This is a genomic window from Mycobacterium conspicuum, assembly GCF_010730195.1.
In the GTDB taxonomy this organism is placed as follows: Bacteria; Actinomycetota; Actinomycetes; order Mycobacteriales; family Mycobacteriaceae; genus Mycobacterium; species Mycobacterium conspicuum.
The window spans coordinates 2,337,483-2,357,436 of sequence record NZ_AP022613.1 but is presented as its reverse complement, the minus strand read 5'-3'; the positions used below and the strand labels follow the sequence as shown (position 1 = coordinate 2,357,436).

17 protein-coding genes and 1 pseudogene are annotated in these 19,954 nt (G+C 63.8%); 5 read left to right on the top strand and 13 right to left on the bottom strand.

Annotated elements, in window-relative coordinates; translation table 11 throughout:
* The first annotated feature begins 66 nt into the window (after window positions 1–66).
* Both G6N66_RS11325 and G6N66_RS11320 read left to right on the top strand, forming a co-directional pair.
* A complete protein-coding gene (locus G6N66_RS11325; protein ID WP_085235271.1) occupies window positions 67–2,253 on the top strand; it encodes an acyltransferase family protein in 2,187 nt (728 codons plus the stop codon).
* Between the two features lie 249 nt (window positions 2,254–2,502).
* Window positions 2,503–3,354 (top strand): sulfotransferase domain-containing protein, encoded by an 852-nt coding sequence (locus tag G6N66_RS11320; protein ID WP_085235270.1) that lies wholly within the window; start codon window positions 2,503–2,505, stop codon window positions 3,352–3,354.
* Window positions 3,355–3,470: 116 nt separating this feature from the next.
* On the opposite strand, the gene G6N66_RS11315 is transcribed toward G6N66_RS11320, so the two are convergent.
* Together G6N66_RS11315 and G6N66_RS30385 are read right to left on the bottom strand one after the other, a co-directional pair.
* Window positions 3,471–4,583 (bottom strand): glycosyltransferase family 4 protein, encoded by a 1,113-nt coding sequence (locus G6N66_RS11315; protein WP_085235269.1) that lies wholly within the window; start codon window positions 4,581–4,583, stop codon window positions 3,471–3,473.
* Complete coding sequence (locus G6N66_RS30385) at window positions 4,580–4,870, bottom strand: GDP-mannose 4,6-dehydratase (RefSeq protein WP_372515775.1); 291 nt, start codon at window positions 4,868–4,870, stop codon at window positions 4,580–4,582. Before G6N66_RS30385 ends, G6N66_RS11315 begins: the two co-directional genes overlap by 4 nt.
* A 299-nt stretch (window positions 4,871–5,169) precedes the next feature.
* Here G6N66_RS30385 and G6N66_RS11310 point away from each other — a divergent pair, with 299 nt between their 5' ends.
* Window positions 5,170–6,045: a sulfotransferase domain-containing protein gene (locus tag G6N66_RS11310; RefSeq protein ID WP_085235268.1), complete on the top strand. Its 876-nt coding sequence runs from the start codon at window positions 5,170–5,172 to the stop codon at window positions 6,043–6,045.
* A 70-nt stretch (window positions 6,046–6,115) separates the two neighbouring features.
* On the opposite strand, the gene G6N66_RS11305 is transcribed toward G6N66_RS11310, so the two are convergent.
* A complete protein-coding gene (locus G6N66_RS11305) occupies window positions 6,116–7,381 on the bottom strand; it encodes a glycosyltransferase (protein ID WP_085235267.1) in 1,266 nt (421 codons plus the stop codon).
* 56 nt (window positions 7,382–7,437) lie between these two features.
* Window positions 7,438–7,653, bottom strand: a pseudogene (locus tag G6N66_RS30380) (GDP-mannose 4,6-dehydratase); the annotation flags it as partial.
* Window positions 7,654–8,355: 702 nt separating this feature from the next.
* On the opposite strand from G6N66_RS30380, the gene G6N66_RS11295 reads away from it, so the two are divergent.
* Both G6N66_RS11295 and G6N66_RS11290 read left to right on the top strand, forming a co-directional pair.
* Window positions 8,356–9,270, top strand: coding sequence for an FkbM family methyltransferase (locus G6N66_RS11295; protein WP_139825430.1), 915 nt, complete (start codon window positions 8,356–8,358; stop codon window positions 9,268–9,270).
* A gap of 187 nt (window positions 9,271–9,457) precedes the next feature.
* Window positions 9,458–10,333 carry a hypothetical protein gene (locus tag G6N66_RS11290; RefSeq protein WP_232079274.1) on the top strand — a complete coding sequence of 292 codons (876 nt, stop codon included), beginning with the start codon at window positions 9,458–9,460 and terminating at the stop codon, window positions 10,331–10,333.
* 21 nt (window positions 10,334–10,354) lie between these two features.
* Here G6N66_RS11290 and G6N66_RS28805 read toward each other — a convergent pair whose 3' ends face one another.
* From G6N66_RS28805 to G6N66_RS11250, 9 genes are all read right to left on the bottom strand, one after another.
* Window positions 10,355–11,146 carry an ABC transporter permease gene (locus G6N66_RS28805; protein WP_169721537.1) on the bottom strand — a complete coding sequence of 264 codons (792 nt, stop codon included), beginning with the start codon at window positions 11,144–11,146 and terminating at the stop codon, window positions 10,355–10,357.
* Window positions 11,143–11,904: an ABC transporter permease gene (locus tag G6N66_RS28800; RefSeq protein WP_169721536.1), complete on the bottom strand. Its 762-nt coding sequence runs from the start codon at window positions 11,902–11,904 to the stop codon at window positions 11,143–11,145. The genes G6N66_RS28805 and G6N66_RS28800 overlap by 4 nt, the downstream gene beginning before the upstream one ends.
* The gene (locus G6N66_RS11280; protein WP_085235263.1) at window positions 11,901–12,830 is read right to left on the bottom strand and encodes an ATP-binding cassette domain-containing protein; all 930 of its coding nucleotides are present in this window, start codon (window positions 12,828–12,830) and stop codon (window positions 11,901–11,903) included. Before G6N66_RS11280 ends, G6N66_RS28800 begins: the two co-directional genes overlap by 4 nt.
* A 199-nt stretch (window positions 12,831–13,029) precedes the next feature.
* Window positions 13,030–14,331, bottom strand: a complete 1,302-nt coding sequence (locus tag G6N66_RS11275) for a UDP-glucose dehydrogenase family protein (protein ID WP_085235262.1) — start codon at window positions 14,329–14,331, stop codon at window positions 13,030–13,032.
* Between the two features lie 122 nt (window positions 14,332–14,453).
* The gene (locus G6N66_RS11270; protein WP_085235261.1) at window positions 14,454–15,173 is read right to left on the bottom strand and encodes a class I SAM-dependent methyltransferase; all 720 of its coding nucleotides are present in this window, start codon (window positions 15,171–15,173) and stop codon (window positions 14,454–14,456) included.
* 163 nt (window positions 15,174–15,336) lie between these two features.
* Window positions 15,337–16,149 (bottom strand): Gfo/Idh/MocA family protein, encoded by an 813-nt coding sequence (locus G6N66_RS11265; RefSeq protein ID WP_163645815.1) that lies wholly within the window; start codon window positions 16,147–16,149, stop codon window positions 15,337–15,339.
* A 59-nt stretch (window positions 16,150–16,208) separates the two neighbouring features.
* Window positions 16,209–17,276 carry an NAD-dependent epimerase/dehydratase family protein gene (locus G6N66_RS11260; RefSeq protein ID WP_085235259.1) on the bottom strand — a complete coding sequence of 356 codons (1,068 nt, stop codon included), beginning with the start codon at window positions 17,274–17,276 and terminating at the stop codon, window positions 16,209–16,211.
* 16 nt (window positions 17,277–17,292) lie between these two features.
* Window positions 17,293–18,495, bottom strand: a complete 1,203-nt coding sequence (locus G6N66_RS11255) for a class I SAM-dependent methyltransferase (protein WP_197747038.1) — start codon at window positions 18,493–18,495, stop codon at window positions 17,293–17,295.
* 174 nt (window positions 18,496–18,669) lie between these two features.
* Window positions 18,670–19,905 (bottom strand): glycosyltransferase, encoded by a 1,236-nt coding sequence (locus G6N66_RS11250; RefSeq protein ID WP_085235257.1) that lies wholly within the window; start codon window positions 19,903–19,905, stop codon window positions 18,670–18,672.
* Between the last annotated feature and the right edge of the window lie 49 nt (window positions 19,906–19,954).

Sequence of the window (19,954 nt, the reverse complement as noted above, 5' to 3'; positions counted from 1 at the left end):
AAAACGGCCAGCCTGTTGAACGGCTGTGTGATAATTCCTCGGAAAATCGCGCCTCTTGACGGGTAGGTGACAGTGCGCCAGGCCGACAGCATCAGCACCACCGAAGGGGTGGCGGGTCGGTCCTCGGCAAAATCGGGATTTCGCCCCGACATCGAGGGCTTGCGCGCCGTCGCGGTGCTGGCCGTCGTGCTGTTCCACGCCGGGGTGCCCGGGGTGGGCGGCGGGTTCATCGGCGTGGATGTGTTTTTCGTCATCTCGGGCTTTTTGATCACCGGGCTGTTGTGGCGCGAGACAAGCACCACCGGCACCGTCCGGCTGCGCAGCTTCTACGGGGCGCGAGCCCGTCGGCTCCTCCCGGCCTCCGCGGCGGTCGGCGTCGTCACCTTGGTCGCGTCGACGGCGCTGTTGTCCCCCTTGCAGTTGCGGGACGTGATTTACGACGGCATCGCCTGCGCGTTGTATGTCGGCAACATGTGGTTCGTGCTGCAGAACGCCGATTACTTCAACCAGGGGGCCACCCCTTCGCCGTTCCAGCACTACTGGTCGTTGGGGGTCGAGGAACAGTTCTACTTCGTGTGGCCGGCGATGATCATCGCGACGGCTTGGGTTGTCAGGCAGGTGCGGCGGCGACGCGGCGCGCAGGCCCCAGCGTCGGTGCGACCCTACGTCGTCATTCTTGTCTTGGTCGCGGCGCTCTCGTTCGCGGCATCCCTTGCGCTGACCCAGATGTGGCCCCCCATCGCGTTCTTCATGATGCCGACCCGGGCCTGGCAGTTAGCCGTGGGCGGTCTGGTGGCCTTGACCGCGAGCCAGTGGCGCCGACTACCCACACCGCTCGCCGCGATCGCGGGCTGGGCGGGTCTCGGGGTGATCCTGCTGGCCTGTGCCTGGTTGGGCCCGAGCACGCCGTATCCGGGTACCGCCGCGCTGTGGCCCGTGCTGGGCGCGGCGCTGGTGCTGGGCGCCGGCTGCGCCATCCCCGCGCAGGGCTGCGGCCACATCCTGGGGTTGCCGCCGATGCGGGCGATCGGGCGGGTCTCGTACTCCTGGTACCTGTGGCACTGGCCGCTGCTGGTGCTCGCGGCGCCGTTGTTCGGTCACCCGCTGGGGCTGCCCGCCAGGCTGGCGACGGCGGCCATCTCCGGCGCCCTTGCCGTGCTGACCCTGCGCTTCGTCGAGAACCCGCTGCGCTTCCGCCCGGCGCTACGCCGGTCGCCCGCCCGCAGTCTCGCGCTCGGCGGTGTGGCCACCGCCGTCGCGGTCTGTGTGGGTGTGGCGCTGCTGGTGTCGATGCCGCCGCCGGTCGGCCGCGGTTCCCCGGCTCCGACCCCGGCCGTCACGTGGGGAACTCCCCTGGCGGACAACAACATTGACGCCTACGACGCGGCGGTACAGGGCGCGTTCGCCCAGGTGCAAACCGCGGTCGCCGGATCCGCCGAGCTGAAAGCGGTCCCGTCGAACCTCACCCCGGCCCTGTCGGACGTGGCAGCCGAAACGAAGGCCATGGGCCGCGAGATTTGCGCAAGCAACGGGTTCCAGCTTTTCGCGGCCGCGCCGCCGCCATGCGCGACGGGCGATGTCGCCTCGCCGACGACGGTGGCCGTCGTGGGCGACTCGCACGCCGTGATGTTCAGCCCGGCGTTCAAGCAGATCGCCGAGCGGCGGCACTGGCGGCTGGAAATGCTTTCCATGGGCTTGTGTCCATTGCTGGACGTGCCGATCATCCACCCGATCCTGCACCGGGAGTACACGGAATGCGCGCAATGGCGTACTCAGAGCATCGCCCGGCTGCAGGCCAACCACCCGCGGCTGATCGTGCTGAGCATCGCACGCACCTACGACGCCGGCACGGGGGTGGTGTCCTACGGGCCGGCCTGGATCGACGGCTTGACTCGCCTCGTGCGGCAGCTGCGCAACACCGGTGCGCAGGTGCTCGTGCTCGGACCGACGCCGAATCTGGTGACATCGGTGCCGATCTGCCTGTCCGGGCACCTCGACGACGCGACGGCCTGTTCACCGCGCAGGTCGGTCGCCGTCAACCAGCCCGGCGTCACGGCCGAGGCCGCCGCCACGAAGGCCGGCGGCGGGCATTACTCCGACCTCACCGACCTGTTCTGCGCCACCACCCGCTGCCCGGTCGTCGTCGGCAACCTGCTGGTCTACCTTGACTCGAATCATTTGACCCTCGAATACTCCCGACTGCTGGCACCGGCGATCGGGGCGCTGGCCGACCGCGCCCTCGCCTCCGGTTGACGGGCGGCGAAGACGTCCAATCGTTTGAGCTTCCAAGGCATTCCTTCGCACCCGCGTTGGAAAAATCGGTGGTCCTGTACAAAAACATACGGCGTGAGCGGATCGTGAATAGGATGACGCTCGAAAAGGAAATTCCACCCCGTTCGCTCTGTGAACAACGCGCGCTGAAAGGTTCGACGATATGAAAACACCGCGGTTCTCTGGAGCCCACGAGTACCCCGGGCTGCGGTTGGCCAGCGGGCCCTGTTGATGGAACCGATCGTTCCGCGTCTGCGGCTATGGACGGAGACCTGGCTCAAAAAGACACAGTTGCGCCGTGTTGCCGTCGTCTATCAATCCCTGAACGAGAACGTCTTTCACTGCACGGTTCAAAAGACCGCCAGTCAATGGGTGCGAGGCATCCTTTCCGATCCACGCATATATCGCTATTGCGGCTTGTACACCCACCGCTATGAGGACGGCCTTCCCGGGCGGAATGACGAGCGAACGCTGATCGAACGTCGTTTCGACAAACCATTCCCTGTCGGCGCTATAGCCAGCCCGCTGTACTGTGACTACGAGGGATTCTGCAGTATTCCAAAACCCTTGCACCACAAGGCCTTCTTCGTCACGCGTGACCCCCGCGACGTGCTGATATCGTGGTACTTCTCCGCCAAGATCTCGCATCCACTAATCGGCGATCTCGGCCGCGTCCGGCAGGATCTCAATCGCCTTTCCGAAGAGGACGGCCTGCTGTACAGCCTGGAATATCTCAACGAGGTCGGATTGTTCCCTGCCCAACGATCATGGGCGGATGCGGACGCCAAAGACGAAACGGTTCTGATGTTGCGCTACGAGGACCTTATCGGGTCAGAATCGGAGGCGCATTTCAAGAGGTTATTCCAGCATTGCGATGTTCGCGTGCCCGATGAGGAACTCCGCGGGGTCTTGCAGTGTCACGGATTCGAGCAAACCAGCGGCCGGCGGCCAGGGCAGGAGGACCAGAGCGCTCATCTTCGCAAGGGCGTCGCCGGCGATTGGCAAAATCATTTCAACAGCAAAATATCTGCGCGGTTCGAAGATATTGCCGGGGATCTGCTCGGGGTGTGGAATTACCGATGATTCGCGGCTAGCAATAAATCATTGATCGGCCGCCGCCGGCGCCCGCCACCGTGGATGTGCCGCGGGCTGCGGCACGCAGCCAAGCCGTCGACGCGGTTACCGACTCTGAGCTGGGGTCAGATGATCGCGCGATAGATGCGCGCCGTGGCCGCGGCGCACTTGTCCCAGGAGAACTCGTTGATCCGCGCGTATCCGCGGGCCCGCAGATCGGCCTGCAGCGCCTCACTGGTGGCGACGCGTTCCAGCGCGGTGCGTAACTCCTCGGGGTCATTCGCATCGAAATAGACGCCGGCATCACCGACGACTTCTGGAATCGAGCCCGCATTGCTGCATACGACCGGGCAGCCGTGGCTCATGGCTTCCAGCGGAGGAATTCCGAAACCCTCGTACTTCGAGGGAAAGACGAATGCGCTGGCCGCCCGGTAGCGTGCGGCCAATTCCGCATCGGACCCCGACTCAAAGCGCACCCGCTCGCCAATACCCAGCCGCTCGATCTCTTTGCGCTCGTCGGGCAGTTCCGGGTGGCCGCCGAACGCAATCAGGTCGAATTCCCGCAGCACCGGAGAGCTGCCATAGGCCCGCAGCAGCGTCGCGAAATTCTTGTAACCCGTGCGGCTTCCCACGTAGAGCAAAGTGGGCCTGCCCGCGCCGCCGCCGGCATCTACCGGGTCGGCCTGCGCGGTCAGCGAACAACCGAGGTGCACAACGCTCGTCCGGGCGGGATCGATGCCGAGAAGTCGCACCAGGTCGCGCCGGGTGTTTTCCGAAACGCAGATCACGTGGTCGGCGCGCTCGACGGCTGCGCGTTTGGCCCGGCTTACCTTTCTGGCACCCAACGTCTCTTTGGCGAACAGTTCGTGGATCATGTCGTGGACCGTTACGACGCGCCGTCGCGCCTTCCCGACGGGATTGTCGGCGAAGAAGGTCTCGTGAATGATGTCAGGATTCGCTCCGCGCCACGCCAATGGTGCGGCAAGTTGGTTCGCCAGCGAGAGAACGCCCGGGACAAGACCCGAAAGGCCTTCGGCCGTAAACGGCGGCACATACCGCCCGCGCGTAAAGCCGCGCCCGGAATCGGCAGCCAGGTAGTTGTTGATATAGAGCGGTGCGACGATGAACAGCTCAGACACGCCATGTGCGGGAAGCCGGTTCGCGAGCTCGAAGAAATAGCGCGAAATGCCGCCATATCGCTGCAGCGAGAAGGTCTGGTGGTCGAAGGCGACTTTCACCGGCGCTCGGCCTTCCCACCGGCCGCTAACGCGAAATCGGAGCCCGACGACTCCCGCCGTGTCCGCCACGCCGCATCAACATATTCGGGCGGCAAATCCCAACCTCGTTTGATATTGATGTTGCCCAACGCTAGTCGTGAACGGTCCCCACTCACGATGCGGACCGCCGCCGCGCACTTCTTCGCAACGCGCTCGGGACGCAACGGCAAGCCATGAATGAACAATATGTCAGGGCTCACGTACGGCCGGTAGGCGACCCAAGAGTGCGCAACCGGGCGGCGCGCCATTCCTTCGCGACCGCTTAGGGGCCGCGGAGACAGCGGGGCATCTCGTCGTTCGCCACGCGACACGAAGTGGGTCCCGGACATGAGATCGTCCTGCGACCGGCATTGGGTCAGGACGCCGACGAGGCGAGGTAGCAAAGCATCGTTGTTTCGCCCCCTGGCAAATCGACTGGCTTCGTTCACCCGGGCCCGCGGCGGCCGTGCTACGGCAAAAATTGCGATCACGGGAGAGGTTCGGTGAAGGCAACGGTAGGCTCCAACCGATTCGCACTGGGACGCGACTTCTCGAAAGGCTCGATGACATGAACGCGCTGCGGTCCTCTAGGGCTGAGCCGATCGTTCCCCGGCTGAGGCTATGGGCGGCGAGCTGGCTTCAAAAGACACGGTTGCGCCGCGAGGCCGTCGTCCATCAATCGCTGAACGAGAACATCTACCACTGCACCGTTCAAAAGACCGCCAGTCAATGGCTGCTCGCTATCCTTTCCGACCCGCGGATATATCGCCATTGCGGGTTATACATCCACCGCTACGAGGACGGGCTCCCGGGCAGGAACGATGAACGAACTCTAACCGAGCGTCGTTTCGATAAGCCTTTCCCTGCCGGCACCATTGCCAGCCCGCTGTATTGTGACTACGAGGGATTCTTCAGCATTCCAAAGCCGTTGCGCTATAAGGCATTTTTCGTCACACGCGACCCTCGCGACATTCTGGTGTCTTGGTACTTTTCCGCCAAGATCTCGCATCCGCTGATCGGCGACCTCGAGCGCGTCCGTAACGATCTCAATCGTCTGTCAGAGGAAGATGGCCTGCTGTATAGCCTGGAATATCTGCAGAAGGTCGGCTTGTTCGCGGCCCAACGCTCGTGGGTGGATACCGAGATCCGCGACGAAAGCGTTCTGTTGTTGCGTTACGAGGACCTTATCGGGTCGGAATCGGTGGCGCATTTCGAAAGGCTATTCCAGCACTGCGATGTTCGCGTGCCGCACCAGGACCTGCCGGGGATCTTGGCGTCTTATGGATTCGAGCAGCGCAGCGGCCGTCAGCCAGGGCAGGAAGATCTGACCGCTCATCTTCGCAAGGGCGTCCCGGGCGATTGGCGGAATCATTTCACCGGCAACGTGTCTACCCAATTCGAAGCTGTTGCCGGAGATCTGCTGGGGGTTTGGAATTACCGCTAGCGCCTATGCGGTCGGCTCAGGTCGCCTCGACATTTGCCCCCGCCCTGGCCCGATCGCCCGCATGGGCCGATCAGCCGATGCGGCCCGAGTGGGCGGCCTTTTCCAGTAGATCGGCGGCGGTGGCAACGCTTTCGGCCGGTTTTGTCATCCGCGTGGAGAGCTCGCGGGCCCGAGCGGCGTACTCCGGAGCAAGAATTTGGCGTAGGTCCGCGACCAACGACTCCTCGGTCGTGGTTGCCAAAGACCGGGAGGTCCCCACGTTGAGTCGTCTCAGCTGGTTTCCCCAGAGCGACTGGCTCTGCCACGTCCAAAGGATCAATGTGGGCACGCCGGCGCGTAGGCCAATCGGGGTGGTGCTGGAGCCGCCCTGGTGGACGAGCGCGCGGCAGGTGGGGAAGATCCTTTCGAAATTCATCGCGCTCACCACCTTGACGTGCTCGAATTGCGGGACGTTGCTGAAGTCGGATGCGGCGGCGCAAACGAGCGCCCGCTCGCCTAACCGCTCGCAGGCGGCGGCGATCATGGCGATCGTGTCGGCCGGAGATTGGACGGGGGTGCCGCCGAATCCAAAGGAAATCGGCGGTGTGCCCGCGGCAACCCAGGACGCGACCTCATCGTCGGCATCCGTCTGCAACGCCAGCGTCAGCGTGCCCACAAACGGCCGTTGGCCACCCCATTTCGCCCATTCGGCGGCCAGCCCCGGAAAGCAAACCTCGTCGTAGGCCTGGATTTCCAGCGATCCGCGCTCGGTGATTCGTCGCCAGGACGGGCTGGTCGCTTTCGGTAAACCCAGTTCACGACGTTGCGCGGCGTCGGGCTTTCTCAGCCACCCCCAATACTGTTGCCATTCAGTTAACGCCGCCGCGGGCCGGATCATCGGCGAGAGCAGGGCCGGAACGTTCTGGCCGTTGGCCCGCCTCGGGCTGATATGCAACGTGGCCAACGGGATGTCGTAGTACTCCGCGATGTTGATGGCCGACTCTTCGAGATACTGATGGGTGATCAGCAGGTCTGCCCCGTCCACGAGGGGCGTCAGCGTCGCGCTTGTCTGTCTCCATGTTTCGGCAAGTAGCGTCCGGCTGTGCCGAATTGAGTTGATCAGCTTTGGGATTTTCCCGAAGGCGCTCTCCGTCAAGGCGGGGCGTTGTGCGTCGATGAAGGACCGCAAATCGGGTCCGAAAGGGGTCACCGCAAGACCCGCCGCCTCGGCGAAGCCAGCGAGGTCCGGGGTGACGGCCATGCGGACGTCGTGTCCTCTGCGTACTAGCTCGGCGCCGACCGCCACGCTGGGCTCGACATCGCCGCGACTTCCATAGCATGCCTGCACAAACTTCACCGCAGAAATCCCCGCCTCTCAGTTGCGCGCGAACGCGATGTGGTCGAAGACGACGCTCACGACCGTTCGGCCCCAGCCGAGCCGGCGGACTGCTGCAGCACAGGCCACATCGCATCGCCAAATTCGGGCGCGCATCCCCGGTCCCGTTTGCCATGAATTTTGCCCAACGAAAGACGCTTCTTGGTCACAGAACGCTCCGGACGCAATGGCGACTCATGGTTGAACAGTATGCCAGTGCCCCCGTGCAGCCCATATGCGTCTCTGTTGTTCGCAAGCGGCCGGTGCGCGGGGACCTCCGCCGCGGCGTACGGGGCACGGGAGCGGAATACGGTGCCCGCTCATTGGCGGCGCGGCCTGCGGGGTCTGCGAAACATTCACCGGATCCCGCGCTGTATGCAAACGGGCCCGTCGCGAATGCCGCGGCGTGACTTTCGAGGGGCTCCACGAACCGCTCAAAGAACAGAACTTTGGCCGCCCAAGTTGTAAATCTGCCGGGGTCGGTCCCGTGCGGCGTGTTGAGCACGTTGCGAAAATCATTGGCAGCCACGCATTTCAGATGCACTCGATCGCGGATTCGGAGCCGCACGAGGTTCGCGAATTCACCCGACTGCGCGGCGCATGGCGTTCCCGAATATCCCCATCCCTGGTCGAGCAGCAGGCGCGTCGGATCCGCACCCTCTTGGCCCGAAATGCCGCAGCCGCGTGCTCCCAACCAACCCTGCTGAGCGCGTCACACAATGTCGGCAAGTACGAAGCGAGGAACAACGGGAACGTCCGGAACCTTCGGCGTCGCACACAAGCAAGACCGGCCGAGAGGTGGCTCTGGGTCGCTTGGAGATTGAATCAGGTTGATGTCAAGTTGGTAGCTGCGCCGCCGAGGGTGCGTCAGGCAGCAATTCACGCTGACCCAATGCCGGGAGTTAAGGTTCGGCCTTTCATCTTTGTGCCGGAACTGGGAACCATAGGATGTGCGGGTGGCCCCAGAAAGCAGAATTTTGGACTTCCGCTCGTCGCTGCGCTTCCTTGCAGAGGAATTCTCCTACCGCACGATTCGGAAGGCGTTTGGCAGCCGCACGGTCACGCGAAATGTACAGGGTGTGCACCTGGCGATGCCGTGGTCGCACCGGCTCCCGGGCAACGCCAGGCTGTGGCCCACCTATGGTCAGAACCTCGTGGCCCTGGCGGCCGGCCTTGGCGAGGTCGACAGGCCCCTCGGGGTCATCGACGTCGGGGCGAATATCGGGGACTCGGCGGCGCAGATCCTGACCAAGGTCGACGCCCGCGTGCTCTGTGTCGAAGCGGACCCCGAGTACCTGCCGTATCTCGAACGCAACGTCGGGTCGGACCACCGCTGTGTGATCGCCTTCGGCCTGCTGGTCGTCGACGTTGCCGAGGCCTCGGGTCTTGGCGCGGTCCGGAGCGGCGGCACGACTCACTTTGCCAAGGACGGCGCCGGCGGGGCGGCGGTCGCGCTGGCCGTGGCCGAGCTGCCGTCCCGCTATCCGGACTTGCCGCGCATCCGGCTCATCAAATCGGACACGGATGGCTATGACACGACCCTGATCCCGCCGCTGGCGCGGGCGTATGCACAGTCTCGCCCGGTGCTGTTTTTCGAGTACGACCCCTACCTGACGCGCAACGCCGGCAAGCCGGACCCCGCCGCGGTGTGGACAGAGCTCCGGGACGCCGGCTACTCGGATGTAGGCATCTGGAACAACTTCGGCAAGCCGATCGAGTTTCTGCCGATCGACGAGGTGCCAGCCCGGGCCGTGGTGCTGGACAAGCCATTTCGGGAGCGCGGATACCACTATTGGGACGTCGCGGTGGTGCACGCCGACGACCCCGCCGGCAAAGCCGCGGTGGCCCGGCTCTTCGCCTCGCGCCCGTGAAGCACGCAACCGACGGATCGGCGCTCAACCCGTTCCCCCCGAACGACAAGCTAAGGTGTCCCAGTTCGCGTTCGGATGAAGGTCATCTTCATCCTCGATATGACAGCTTTCGCGACGAGGCGCCGACGGCGCAGCGCTCGTCGGTGAGCAGAGTAGGACAGATGTGAGTCTCCTTAGCAAGGTTGCTATGTGGGCCGCGCGCCGCAGTGACGTTCAGGACAAGCAGCGCACTCTCATCGGCCGGCAGTTGGCCTGGCGGGTGCGGGAGCTCGAATCGATCGACAGCCTCTCGGACGTGGAATTCTCGGTGTTCAGCCAGTTCGGAGACGACGGCATCATCCAATGGCTCATCCACCGCCTTGCTGGCATCAGTGAGTCGTTTGTCGAGTTCGGGGTGGAGTGGTACCACGAGGCCAACACCAGATTCCTGCTCGTGAACGACAACTGGCGCGGCCTGGTCATGGATGGCTCGAAGCAAAACATCCATGCCATCAAGCGCGACGAAATTTCCTGGCGCCACGATCTGCAGAGCAAATGCGCCTTCGTGACCGCCGAGAACATCGACCAACTGCTGCTGGAGCACGGGTTTGAAGGCGACATCGGACTTCTGCACATCGACATCGACGGCAACGATTACTGGGTGTGGCGCGCCGTCACGGCGGTAGATCCTGCGATTGCCATCCTCGAGTACAACAGCGTGTTCGGAGCCGAGCGAGCGATCACGGTCCCCTACGATCCGAACTTCAGCAGAGGCCGACCCTTCAGCAATCTCTACTTTGGCGCCTCGCTGCCCGCGCTCTGCGACCTGGCGCAATCCAAGGGGTACGACTTCATCGGCTGCAACAGCGCCGGTAACAACGCCTTTTTCGTTCGATCCGAGCTGCGCCACCACCTCAATGGCCTCAAGCCCCTCACCGCAGCGGAAGGTTACGTGGTCTCCAAATTCGCGGACTCCAGGGACAGCAAGGGCCGGCTGAATTATCTCCGCGGTGACCAGCGGCTGGCGTCGCTGAAAGGATTGCCGGTGGTCAACACCCGGACCGGCGCCACCGAGGAGCTCTGAGCCTCGCGCGCGAATTCGCTATCAGGGGCCGGATTCGGCCGCGATGCGGTAATTGCGGACGGCCAGTGGCCCGAGGACTGCGGCAAGGCCGAGAGCCCACAGCAGGGTCAGCAGCAGCGGCCACGACGCGGGAGCACCCTGTGCGAGCGCCCGCATGGACTCAATCGTCGGCCACAGCGGCTGCAGGTGGACCTCCGTCCGCACCGACGAGGGCACCGGGACGACACCGGAGCTGGAGAACACCGAGCCGATGGCCGGCACCCCCAGCCAGACGAGCACCGCTCCGGTCTTGGACCGCACCGCGATCGCTATCACCGCCAGCGAGAAGACGACAATGGCCACCACCGGGACCAACAGAAACGGGATCACGGCAAGCCAGCCGCCCTTGAATCGCAGTCCCAGCCCGACGCCGACCGCCGTGACCAAGGCGGCACTTGCCAGCGTGCGGACGGCCTCGGCGAGCAGCCGACCCGTCAGGGCGCTGGCCCGGTGCACGGGAAATACCCACATTCGACTGAGCAGGCCGATGCCGTGCTCGAGGGGGATGCTGCGGCCGGCCGCGAGCGCGCCGTACATCGCACCGGCCACGGCGCACATCGGCACCAGGCCGTAGAGGCTGTCCGTGCCGGTGATTCTCAGTATCGACTTGCCGACCAGCAGTTTGTAGGTAATAAGCAGGAAGCTGGGGAACAACAGGCTTTGAATCACCACGGATGACTGGCGCCGCCAATGCAGGAGGAGCCAGCCGGCAAACACCATGGTTTCGGCCGCCAGCGAGCTCCGCTGCGGCGCATCAACGGTCCCTGCGGTCATTGCGTCCGCCGCTGTACGCGCGCCGCAATAGCACCGAACACCAGCAGCAGCCCAAGGCACCACGCCAAACTGGTCAACAGGTTGCCAACGGCGAAATGGCCGGCGGCGAACCCGCGCAGGGTTTGCGTGACCTGCGAAATGGGCTGGTTCCGGACGAACGGGTGCAGCCAGTCCGGGAACGCGTCGGCCGGCGCCATCCCGGTGGACAGCATGACCAGCAGCATCTGCGGAACCAGCAGGAACTGACTGAACGCTCCCCCTCCGCCCATGCCACTCTGTGACCCCGCGGACAGCACACCCGCCGAGTCGGCAGCGAGCGACAGCGCCAGTGTCAACAGCAGGACGAGCGCGGTGAAGGCGGCGGCGTAGCCCAACCCGCCGAACAGCCGGAAGCCGAACACATACCCGACGGCGATCGCGGCCAGCAGGCCGAGGGCGCCGCGGAACAGGCAATACAACATGCGTGCCATCACGGGTACCGCGGCGGATATCGGCAGCGTGCGGAGCCGATCCCCGAACTCGCCCCGCTCGTCTCGGGCGGCCCGGTCAACGCTCGTCAGGGCGCCGATCATCATCACCTGAACGATGACGACGGGCAGGACGTACTGGGGGTAGCTCATCCCCCCGGTGTCGATCACCTTCCCCAGCATGAAGTTGAAGACGAGGAAGTTACCCGCGGGCGCCAGCACGGCAAACGGCACGTCTTCGCGCACTCCGGCGCGTGCCGCGCGCTCGGTCAAAGCGGCGAGCGCGCTCACGTGGTGATGCTCTCCGTGAGGTGCAGAAATGCCTCGTCCAGGGACGGTTTGCGCAGCGCAATGTCGGCCAGCTCGACGCCGAGTTGATCGACCCGGCGAAACACCTCACTAAGCGTCGCAACCCCATTGGGCGCCAACACGGAAACCGTGTTCGCCTCGGGATCGGCTTCGGCTCCGTCGAGATCGGCGAGCACGGCCAGGATCCTGGACAGGTCGGCCGGGTTCACTGGACTCACGGTGCAGTAGCTTGATCCCACCAGGTGCTTGAGGTCTTCGGCAGTACCGCTGGCGATCACGCGTCCGCCGTTGATCACGACGACCGAATCGCTGAGCACGTCGGCTTCCTCGAGATATTGCGTCGTGAGCAGCACTGTGACGCCCTGGTCCGACAATGACGACACCGTGTCCCACACCGCGCGGCGACTGCGCGGGTCCAACCCGGTGGTGGGCTCGTCGAGGAAAAGCACCTTCGGTGGGACCACCAGTGCGACGGCGATATCGATGCGGCGCCGCATGCCACCCGAATAGGTGGACACCTTGCGGTCGGCGGCGTGGGACATGTCGAATTGCTCGATCAACGCGTCGGCTCGCAGGTGGGCATGTTTGCGCCGCATTCCCCGCATGCGGGCGAACAACACCAGGTTCTCGCGGCCGGTGAGATCCCAGTCCAGCGCGGTGAGTTGGGCGGTGATTCCGATGCTCTCGCGCACCTGTGCGGGTTGTTGGACGACGTCGTACCCGGCCACGATTGCCTGGCCAGAGGTGGGCCGCAGCAACGTGGACAGGATCTTGATCGTGGTCGACTTGCCCGCGCCGTTATGGCCGAGCAGGGCGCAAACCGACCCCGTCGGAACCGAAAAGCTGACGTCCTGCAATGCGTGTATCGCCCCGTCGAACGTCTTGGCTACGCCATTTAGTTCGATCACGGATACAGACGATACCTGTCAGTACAGGCGCTTTGTACGGAAACCGGTTGCTTCGCATTCGCGGTGGTCTGCTCGGCGCGCGTGCCCTTCGCCGCTGGCCGCGGAGGCGCGATCACCACATGGCTCCGGGGTCCTCGACTTCCGAGGAAAACGAGGGGCTCAGTCCCCCTTGGTGATTCGGACATCTTCGATGCGATCGCTATGACCAGTACTCCCAGCCTGAGCCCTTCCACTTGGCCGCGTCCAGGCACAGTCGGCCGTCGATGATGACGGGTCTGTTCACCACCTCGCCGAGCGCCCCGGGATCAAGGTCGACGAACTCGGTCCACTCGGTCAGCAGGAGCACCACGTCTGCCCGGTCGCACGCGGCGACCGCCGAGTCGACGTAATGCAAAGTCGGAAATACCTTCCGGGAGTTCTCGATCGCCCTCGGGTCGTACACCTTGACAGCTGCGCCCTGCAGTTGAATTTGAGCGGCGACGTTGAGTGCGGGCGAGTCCCGGACATCGTCGGATTCCGGCTTGAAGGCGGCCCCGAGAACCGCGACATGGGCCCCCAGCAGCGAGCCTCCGCACACGCGACGGGTGAGGTCGACGATCCGGGTCCGTTGCCGCATGTTGATGGCGTCGACTTCGCGCAAGAACGAGAGGGCCTCGGACGCGCCGAGCTCACCGGCCCGCGCCATGAACGCGCGGATATCTTTTGGCAGGCACCCGCCGCCAAAGCCGAGGCCCGCGTTGAGGAATCGTCGTCCGATTCGTGCGTCCAGTCCGATGGCGTCCGCCACGGCCCGCACGTCGGCGCCGGCGGCCGAACAGACTTCGGCGATCGCGTTGATGAAGGAGATCTTCGTCGCGAGGAACGCGTTGGCCGATGCCTTCACCAGTTCGGCGGTTGCGGTATCGGTGACGATGAAGGGAGTGCCTTCGGCGAGGATCGGCGCATAGATTTCCCGGGCCACCGATTCGGCGGTGCCACCGGGCGTCCGTCCCAGCACCAGGCGGTCGGGGTGCAGGGTGTCAACGATCGCATGCCCTTCCCGGAGGAATTCGGGGTTAAATGCGATTTCGACCCGAACGTCGTTGGCCAACTCCGCGGCGCGACGCGCCAGCATTTGCGCGGTGCCGACGGGAACGGTCGACTTGCCGAAGATGACGGCGTCTCGGGTCAACAGCGGGGCCAGCCGGTCGATGACGGCCTCGACGTAGCTCAGGTCGGCGCTGTTTTCGCCCGTCTTTTGCGGCGTGCCGACGGCGATGAAAAACGCGTCGCCCCAGTCGGCCGCATCTTCGTAGGAATCCGTCAACCGCAGCGCGCCCGAATTCAGGTGTGTGGCCACCGCCTCGGACAAACCCGGTTCGTAGAACGGCAGCTGTCCATGCCTGAGCTTGGTGAGCCTTTCCGGATCGACCTCCACGCCCAGCACTTCATGACCAAGTTCTGCCATGCAGGCGGCGTGGGTCGCGCCCAGGTACCCGAGTCCGAGAACTGTCAGCCGCATGGGCGCTCAGACCTTTGCGTGCACGAAATCATGATCCCTCTCAACGGATTCTTCAATATACGGACCGCGTCTTGGGCCCGCAGAGCTATCGACCAAATTCGCCCAGCGCGCTGATCGTGCCGCTAGGAAGGCGTTACCCCCTGATCCGGAGAGTTTTCGAAGACATACCGTCCCAGCGCCCAACATCTTTTCCCGGGAGGCTCGAGGGCATCAACGGGCGTACCATCCTTGACCAATTCATCCTGGCGAATGATCCCTTCCGCTATGGCCTCTGTCCATGCTTGCGTAGGCCCCGTGCCCCACCAACACCAGGGCAAAAGATCGTCCATGACCACCGCAGTCTTCTCCGTGCAGAAGGGCTTCATATTCACTATGTCCGCTTTGGCCGCCTCGTATCCATGGGCGCCGTCTATGAATACCAGGTCAAAGCGCAAATCAGGGTTCCGGCTCTTAAATTGCGGGACGGTCTCGCCGGAGGGTCCACAGATAAGCGTGTGCCGGTTCGGATACCTCTTGTCGATGAGCCCTTTCGCCGCCCTGGTGGCATCATTTTCCCCTAGGTCAAAAGAAACGACCTGGGCATCGGGGCATGCGGTGAGAAAGGCGTAAGCGGAGCACCCGATATTGAAACCTATCTCTCCGACACGGCGCGCGCCGGTGCGCTGCGCGGCCGCGGCAAGGTACAGGAGTTCGTCCGGCTTACTCGATCCGTCCCTCGGAAAGTGTCCGCGCAGTAGCAGGAATCGCAGGATCTGCCGTTTCATCCTTTTCATGTCCTGAAGCGAAAGAGATTGCGACGAAGACGGCGCGTCGGCCTCGGCCTCAAATCCTCCGGATACCATCTGCGTACTCCTCACTGAGATTTTCGCGCGAAAAACGGACTGGTCGGGGCGGGCGATCGCCAGTGGAGTCTAAACGCCGGCACGGGCCGGAGTTGGCCGTTCCGAGGCACTCCGACAGGGCGACGCAGTTCAACGGAACCCGGGTGCAGATCTTTGTTGGCGGTCACGATTGACCGTCGTCAATCGCTACCGGTTTACCGGCATTCCGAGCGGATTCTTCGGCGGCGGCGACGGCCCGCACCAGCGCTACTTCGCTCTTTATCTGGGCCGTATCCAAGTGGCCGGCGCGCACCACGCCGAGGAACGCCTGCAGTTCCCGCGTGAGTGGGAGTTCGTCATCGTAGCCGGGATGCGACGCACCCCGGGACGTGTGCAGCGAAAGCTTTCTGTCGGCGGTGTCGTCGAACGTGAGCGAGTTGTCTTCCCCCACAATCGTCAATCGATGACGCTTCGGCGGCGAGAGCCAACTGACGTTCGCGATGAGCGGGATTTCACCGAACGCGAATTTGGCGCTGGCGGCGGTGAACCGCGACGCCGCGCCGACGCCCCAAGCCTGCACCGAACCAGGGTTCGCGTCGAACAGCGCCCGCGCCATCGAGAGACCGTGCGGAAGCCAATCCCACAGCACCGATGAATCGCTACGCGGGTGGTGATTCATTCCCTCCCAGAACACGGCCTGCACGGGTTCGACATCGGGGAGCAGCTTTTTTGCAGCCTGAAACGCCGGGTTGTGCAAGTGCACGTGCCCGACGACGACGGGTGCGCCGGAACGTAGGGCCGCCTCGCTGATGCGGATCGCGTCGTAAACCGTGGTGGCCATGGGCTTTTCGATGAATGTCGGCACACCCGCATCGATGAATGGGATCGCGACGTCGGCATGAGTCGCCGACGGCGTCGCGATCAGAACCCCAGCGGGCCGCTGGCGAAGAACGAGATCGACGTCCTTCGACTCACCGATCAGCTCCACGTCGCTCATCGACGCCAGGGTCCGGACGATGTTCGTGCCCCATTTGCCCCGGCCGACGACGGCTAGTCTCATGCGCCGTTCTTGTAAGACGGCTGATCCTTGGCCCAGGCGATGAATCGCGCGAGTCCGTCCTCGACGTCGACCTGCGGAAAGTAGTTCAGGTCTTCGTGCGCCTTGGAAAGGTCCGGGCAACGCCGCTGCGGCTCGCCCGCCGGGTAGGTGTCGGGGTAGTCGATGAGCTCAAATGTCGAGCCCGACACCAGCTTTCCGTACAACTCCGCCAGGTCATGCATCGAGATTTCGTTGGCGGCATTGCCGATGTTGTAGGGCTCGCCGCGGCGGCCACGCAACAACACCTTCAAGAACCCGGTGATCGCGTCGGTGATGTAGCAGAACGTTCGGGTCTGCAGCCCGTCGCCATGCACGGGAATCGGCTGGCCCGTCAGCGCCTGGTAGGTGAACATGGGAATGACGCGGCGATCGTTGTGCTTCATCCCGGGCCCGAACACGTTGAACGGCCGGACGATCGTTGCGGGCAGACCGTACTTCTGGTGATAAACCGTCGCGATCGTTTCGGCCAGCCGCTTCGATTCGTCGTAGCAGGCCCGAGGGCCGACGCTGGAGACGTGACCGTGGTACGTCTCGGGAGTGGGCACGAAGCGGGGATCGGGGTCGCCGTAGATCTCGCTGGAACTGAAGAACAGAAACCCTTCCAGCGCGGGGTTGCGGCGCCCCAACTCCAGCAGGTTCTTGATGCCCGCTACGGCGCTCTCGATGGTTTCGAGCGGATATTTCATGTAGTAGACCGGCGACGCCAAACCGGCCGCGTGCATGATGTAGTGAATGTCTTCGCGCACGGGCAGCGGATAGGTGACGTCGGCCCACACTTCGGCGATATTTTCGTCGCGCTCGGCGGTGCTGGGATCGCCCGTGATGAAGTTGTCGGCCGAGATGACTCGAACGGGCTGTTCCAGAATCGTATCGTTGAGCCGCTTGAACACCCGCAGAAAGTGCTTCCCCAGAAAGCCCGCGCCACCACTGAGCAGAACGGTCTTGCCCGAAAGCAGATGAGCGTCCTCGCCGAGGCCCCTGACGATCGCCTCGGTATCGCGACGGACGATGAAATGTTCAACCATGCGAAGGAACCTCTCCCTAGTTCAGCTCTGTCGGTGGAATGGGCTTCAAGTAGCGGTACGCGCCGCCGGTCTTCTTCTTGATGTCGTCGAAGTATTCGTACGCGAAGACGACGAGCACGTCGGCCCGGTGTTCATCTAGATAGCTTTTGGGAACGATCGGGATGTGCGTGCCGGGAGTGAACTTGTTCTGCTTCAAGGGACTGTCGTCGACCGTGAACGCGATTTCGCTGGGTCCGATCCGGCCGTAATTGCAGATCGTCGCCACTCGTGCCGGCGAACCGTAACCGGCAACTCGCAGCCCGGCTTGCCGGTATTCCGCCAATTGGTCCCGGAACGCGGATATTTGAAGGTCGACGTTGCGCCCGAACTCGCGCATGGCTTCCACCGTCAAATCTTGTTCTTCGCGGGCGAAGAGTCGCCGCACGGCATCGGACGGGGATTGCCCGCGTGCCCGTTGCACGAACACTTGTAGTGAGCCACCGTGCGGGACGATCTCGCGGACATCGGAGATGAGCATGTCGTGCGCGGCGAACAACTTTGCCAGCGAGGTAAGCGAGTAGTAGAAAATCCGGTCCAAGTAGAAGCGCTCGAACTGCGTCGTCGTCACAATGGCGCCGATGTATTCCACCTCGATGATGAACGTGCCGTCGTCCGTCAGCAGTCGCTGCACCGCCTCGATAAACCCGCTCGGACTATCCAGATGGGTGAAGACGCTGCTGGCGACGACGACATCCGCCCTGCCATAGGATTCTTCGATCTTCTCGGCGGTCGGGATGTCGAAAAAGGACGTCAGCGTTTCCAACCCCTGGTCGTTGGCGATCTTCGACACGTTGATCGAGGGCTCGACGCCGAGCGCCTTGACGCCCAGCTTCTGGAGTGGCTTGAGGAGAATGCCGTCGTTGGAGCCGACGTCGACGACAAATTCCGCCGATGCCAGTTGCTGGGCGAGATCCTCGAAATGCCTCACCAGTTCGCGGTTAACCGAGGACAGGTAATAGTAGTCTTCGAACATTCTCTCCCGGGAGACGATCACGCCCAGTTGGACGTTCTTGCACGTCGGACAGAAGAACGCCTGCAACGGGAAGAAGTCTTCGGTTGCAAATTCGGCTTCGGAAGGATATTTGTTCGCGAGCGGTTGTCGCCCTAGATTGAGGAACTCTATCGCAGCAGGTTCACCGCACAATCGACATTTCATCGTCGCAGTGGACGGTGCGGACATCGACGAGCTCCTATTTCGGTAACGTAAGTCTTTGAAAATGACGATATTCAAGATGTGGCGGCCGGGCGGCTCGACCTTCCAGCACCGCCCGCATTCTTCAGCCCGACGGCAATCCCATCAACCCTCCCCGAGGCGATAGCCGGCGCCGTCACTGCGGCCACCAGCCCGCGCCGATCAGCCAACGCGCCCCAGCCGCGCGAAATTTTCCAGAAGATCGGCGGCGGCCGTGACGCTTTCGGCGGGCTTGGTCGTCTGAGTGGCGACCTCGCGTGCCCGGGCGGCGTATTCCGGGGCCAGGACCGTGCGCAGGTCAGAGAGTAGCGATTCGAGGGTGGTGTCCGAACGGCGCCGGGAGGTGCCCACCCCCAGTCGTTTGATCGTGTTGCCCCACACGTTGCGCTGATCCGGCAGCTTCCACAAGACCGCTGTGGGGACGCCGGCGCGCAGGCTGGCGGCCGAGGAGCCCGTGCTGCCGTGGTGGACGACCACCCGGCAGAGCGGAAAAATTGCCCCGTGGTTCACCGCGCCGATCACCTTGACGTGGTCGGGAAGGGGGACGTCGCTGAGGTCGGTCCCGCCGGAGCAAAATATCGCCCGCTCGCCCAACTCCGCGCAGGCCGCGCTGATCATGTCGAGCATGTCGCCGACCGAATCGACCGGCACGCTGCCAAAACCGAAGTAGATCGGCGGTGTTCCGGCCGCAATCCACGACGCGACTTCCTCGTCGGCATCCGTCGGCAGGTCCAACGTCAGGTTGCCCACGATGGGGCGCTGGGCGGCCCATTTCGCCCATCCGGCGACCAATCCCGGGAAGCACACCTCGTCGTAGCACTGCAGTTCCAGCGACCCACGCTCGGTGATGCGTCGCGTAGCGGGTGCCGTTGCCTTGGGTAGGCCCAGTCGACGACGCTGCGCGTCCTCGACGTTCTTCGACATGCGCCAATACAGCCACTCGTACGCCGTCACGACGGGGCCGACCGCCCGGATCGGGTTGTAATGCAGGCAGGCCAGCGGAATGTCGTAATACTCTGCGACATTGCAGGCTTGCTCCTCGAAGCTCTGCCCGGTGAATATCAGGTCGGCGCCGTCGGCCACCGACACGAGCGTCGCGCTCATGTCCTCCCAGCACCGGGTGAACATCGCCTTGCTGTCGCGCAAAAAACTGACCGCATTCGGGATGTTCCAGGGGTGGCGCCAAACGGAACTCCAGCCGGGGCGCAACACTTCCATGGAGGCCGACCAATCCAGCCCGTAGGGGACCGCCGGCAGCCCGATCGACTCGCAGAAGCCGATCAGGTCGGGCGGGACGGCCATACACACGTCGTGCCCGCGGCGTAGCAGCTCTCGGCCGGCTGCGGCGTTGGGCTCAACGTCGCCGCGACTTCCCCAGCATGCGACGACAACTTTCACCGCGGGTCCTGGCCTTTCTGAGGTGGTCTTTCTGAGGTTGTAGTGGACA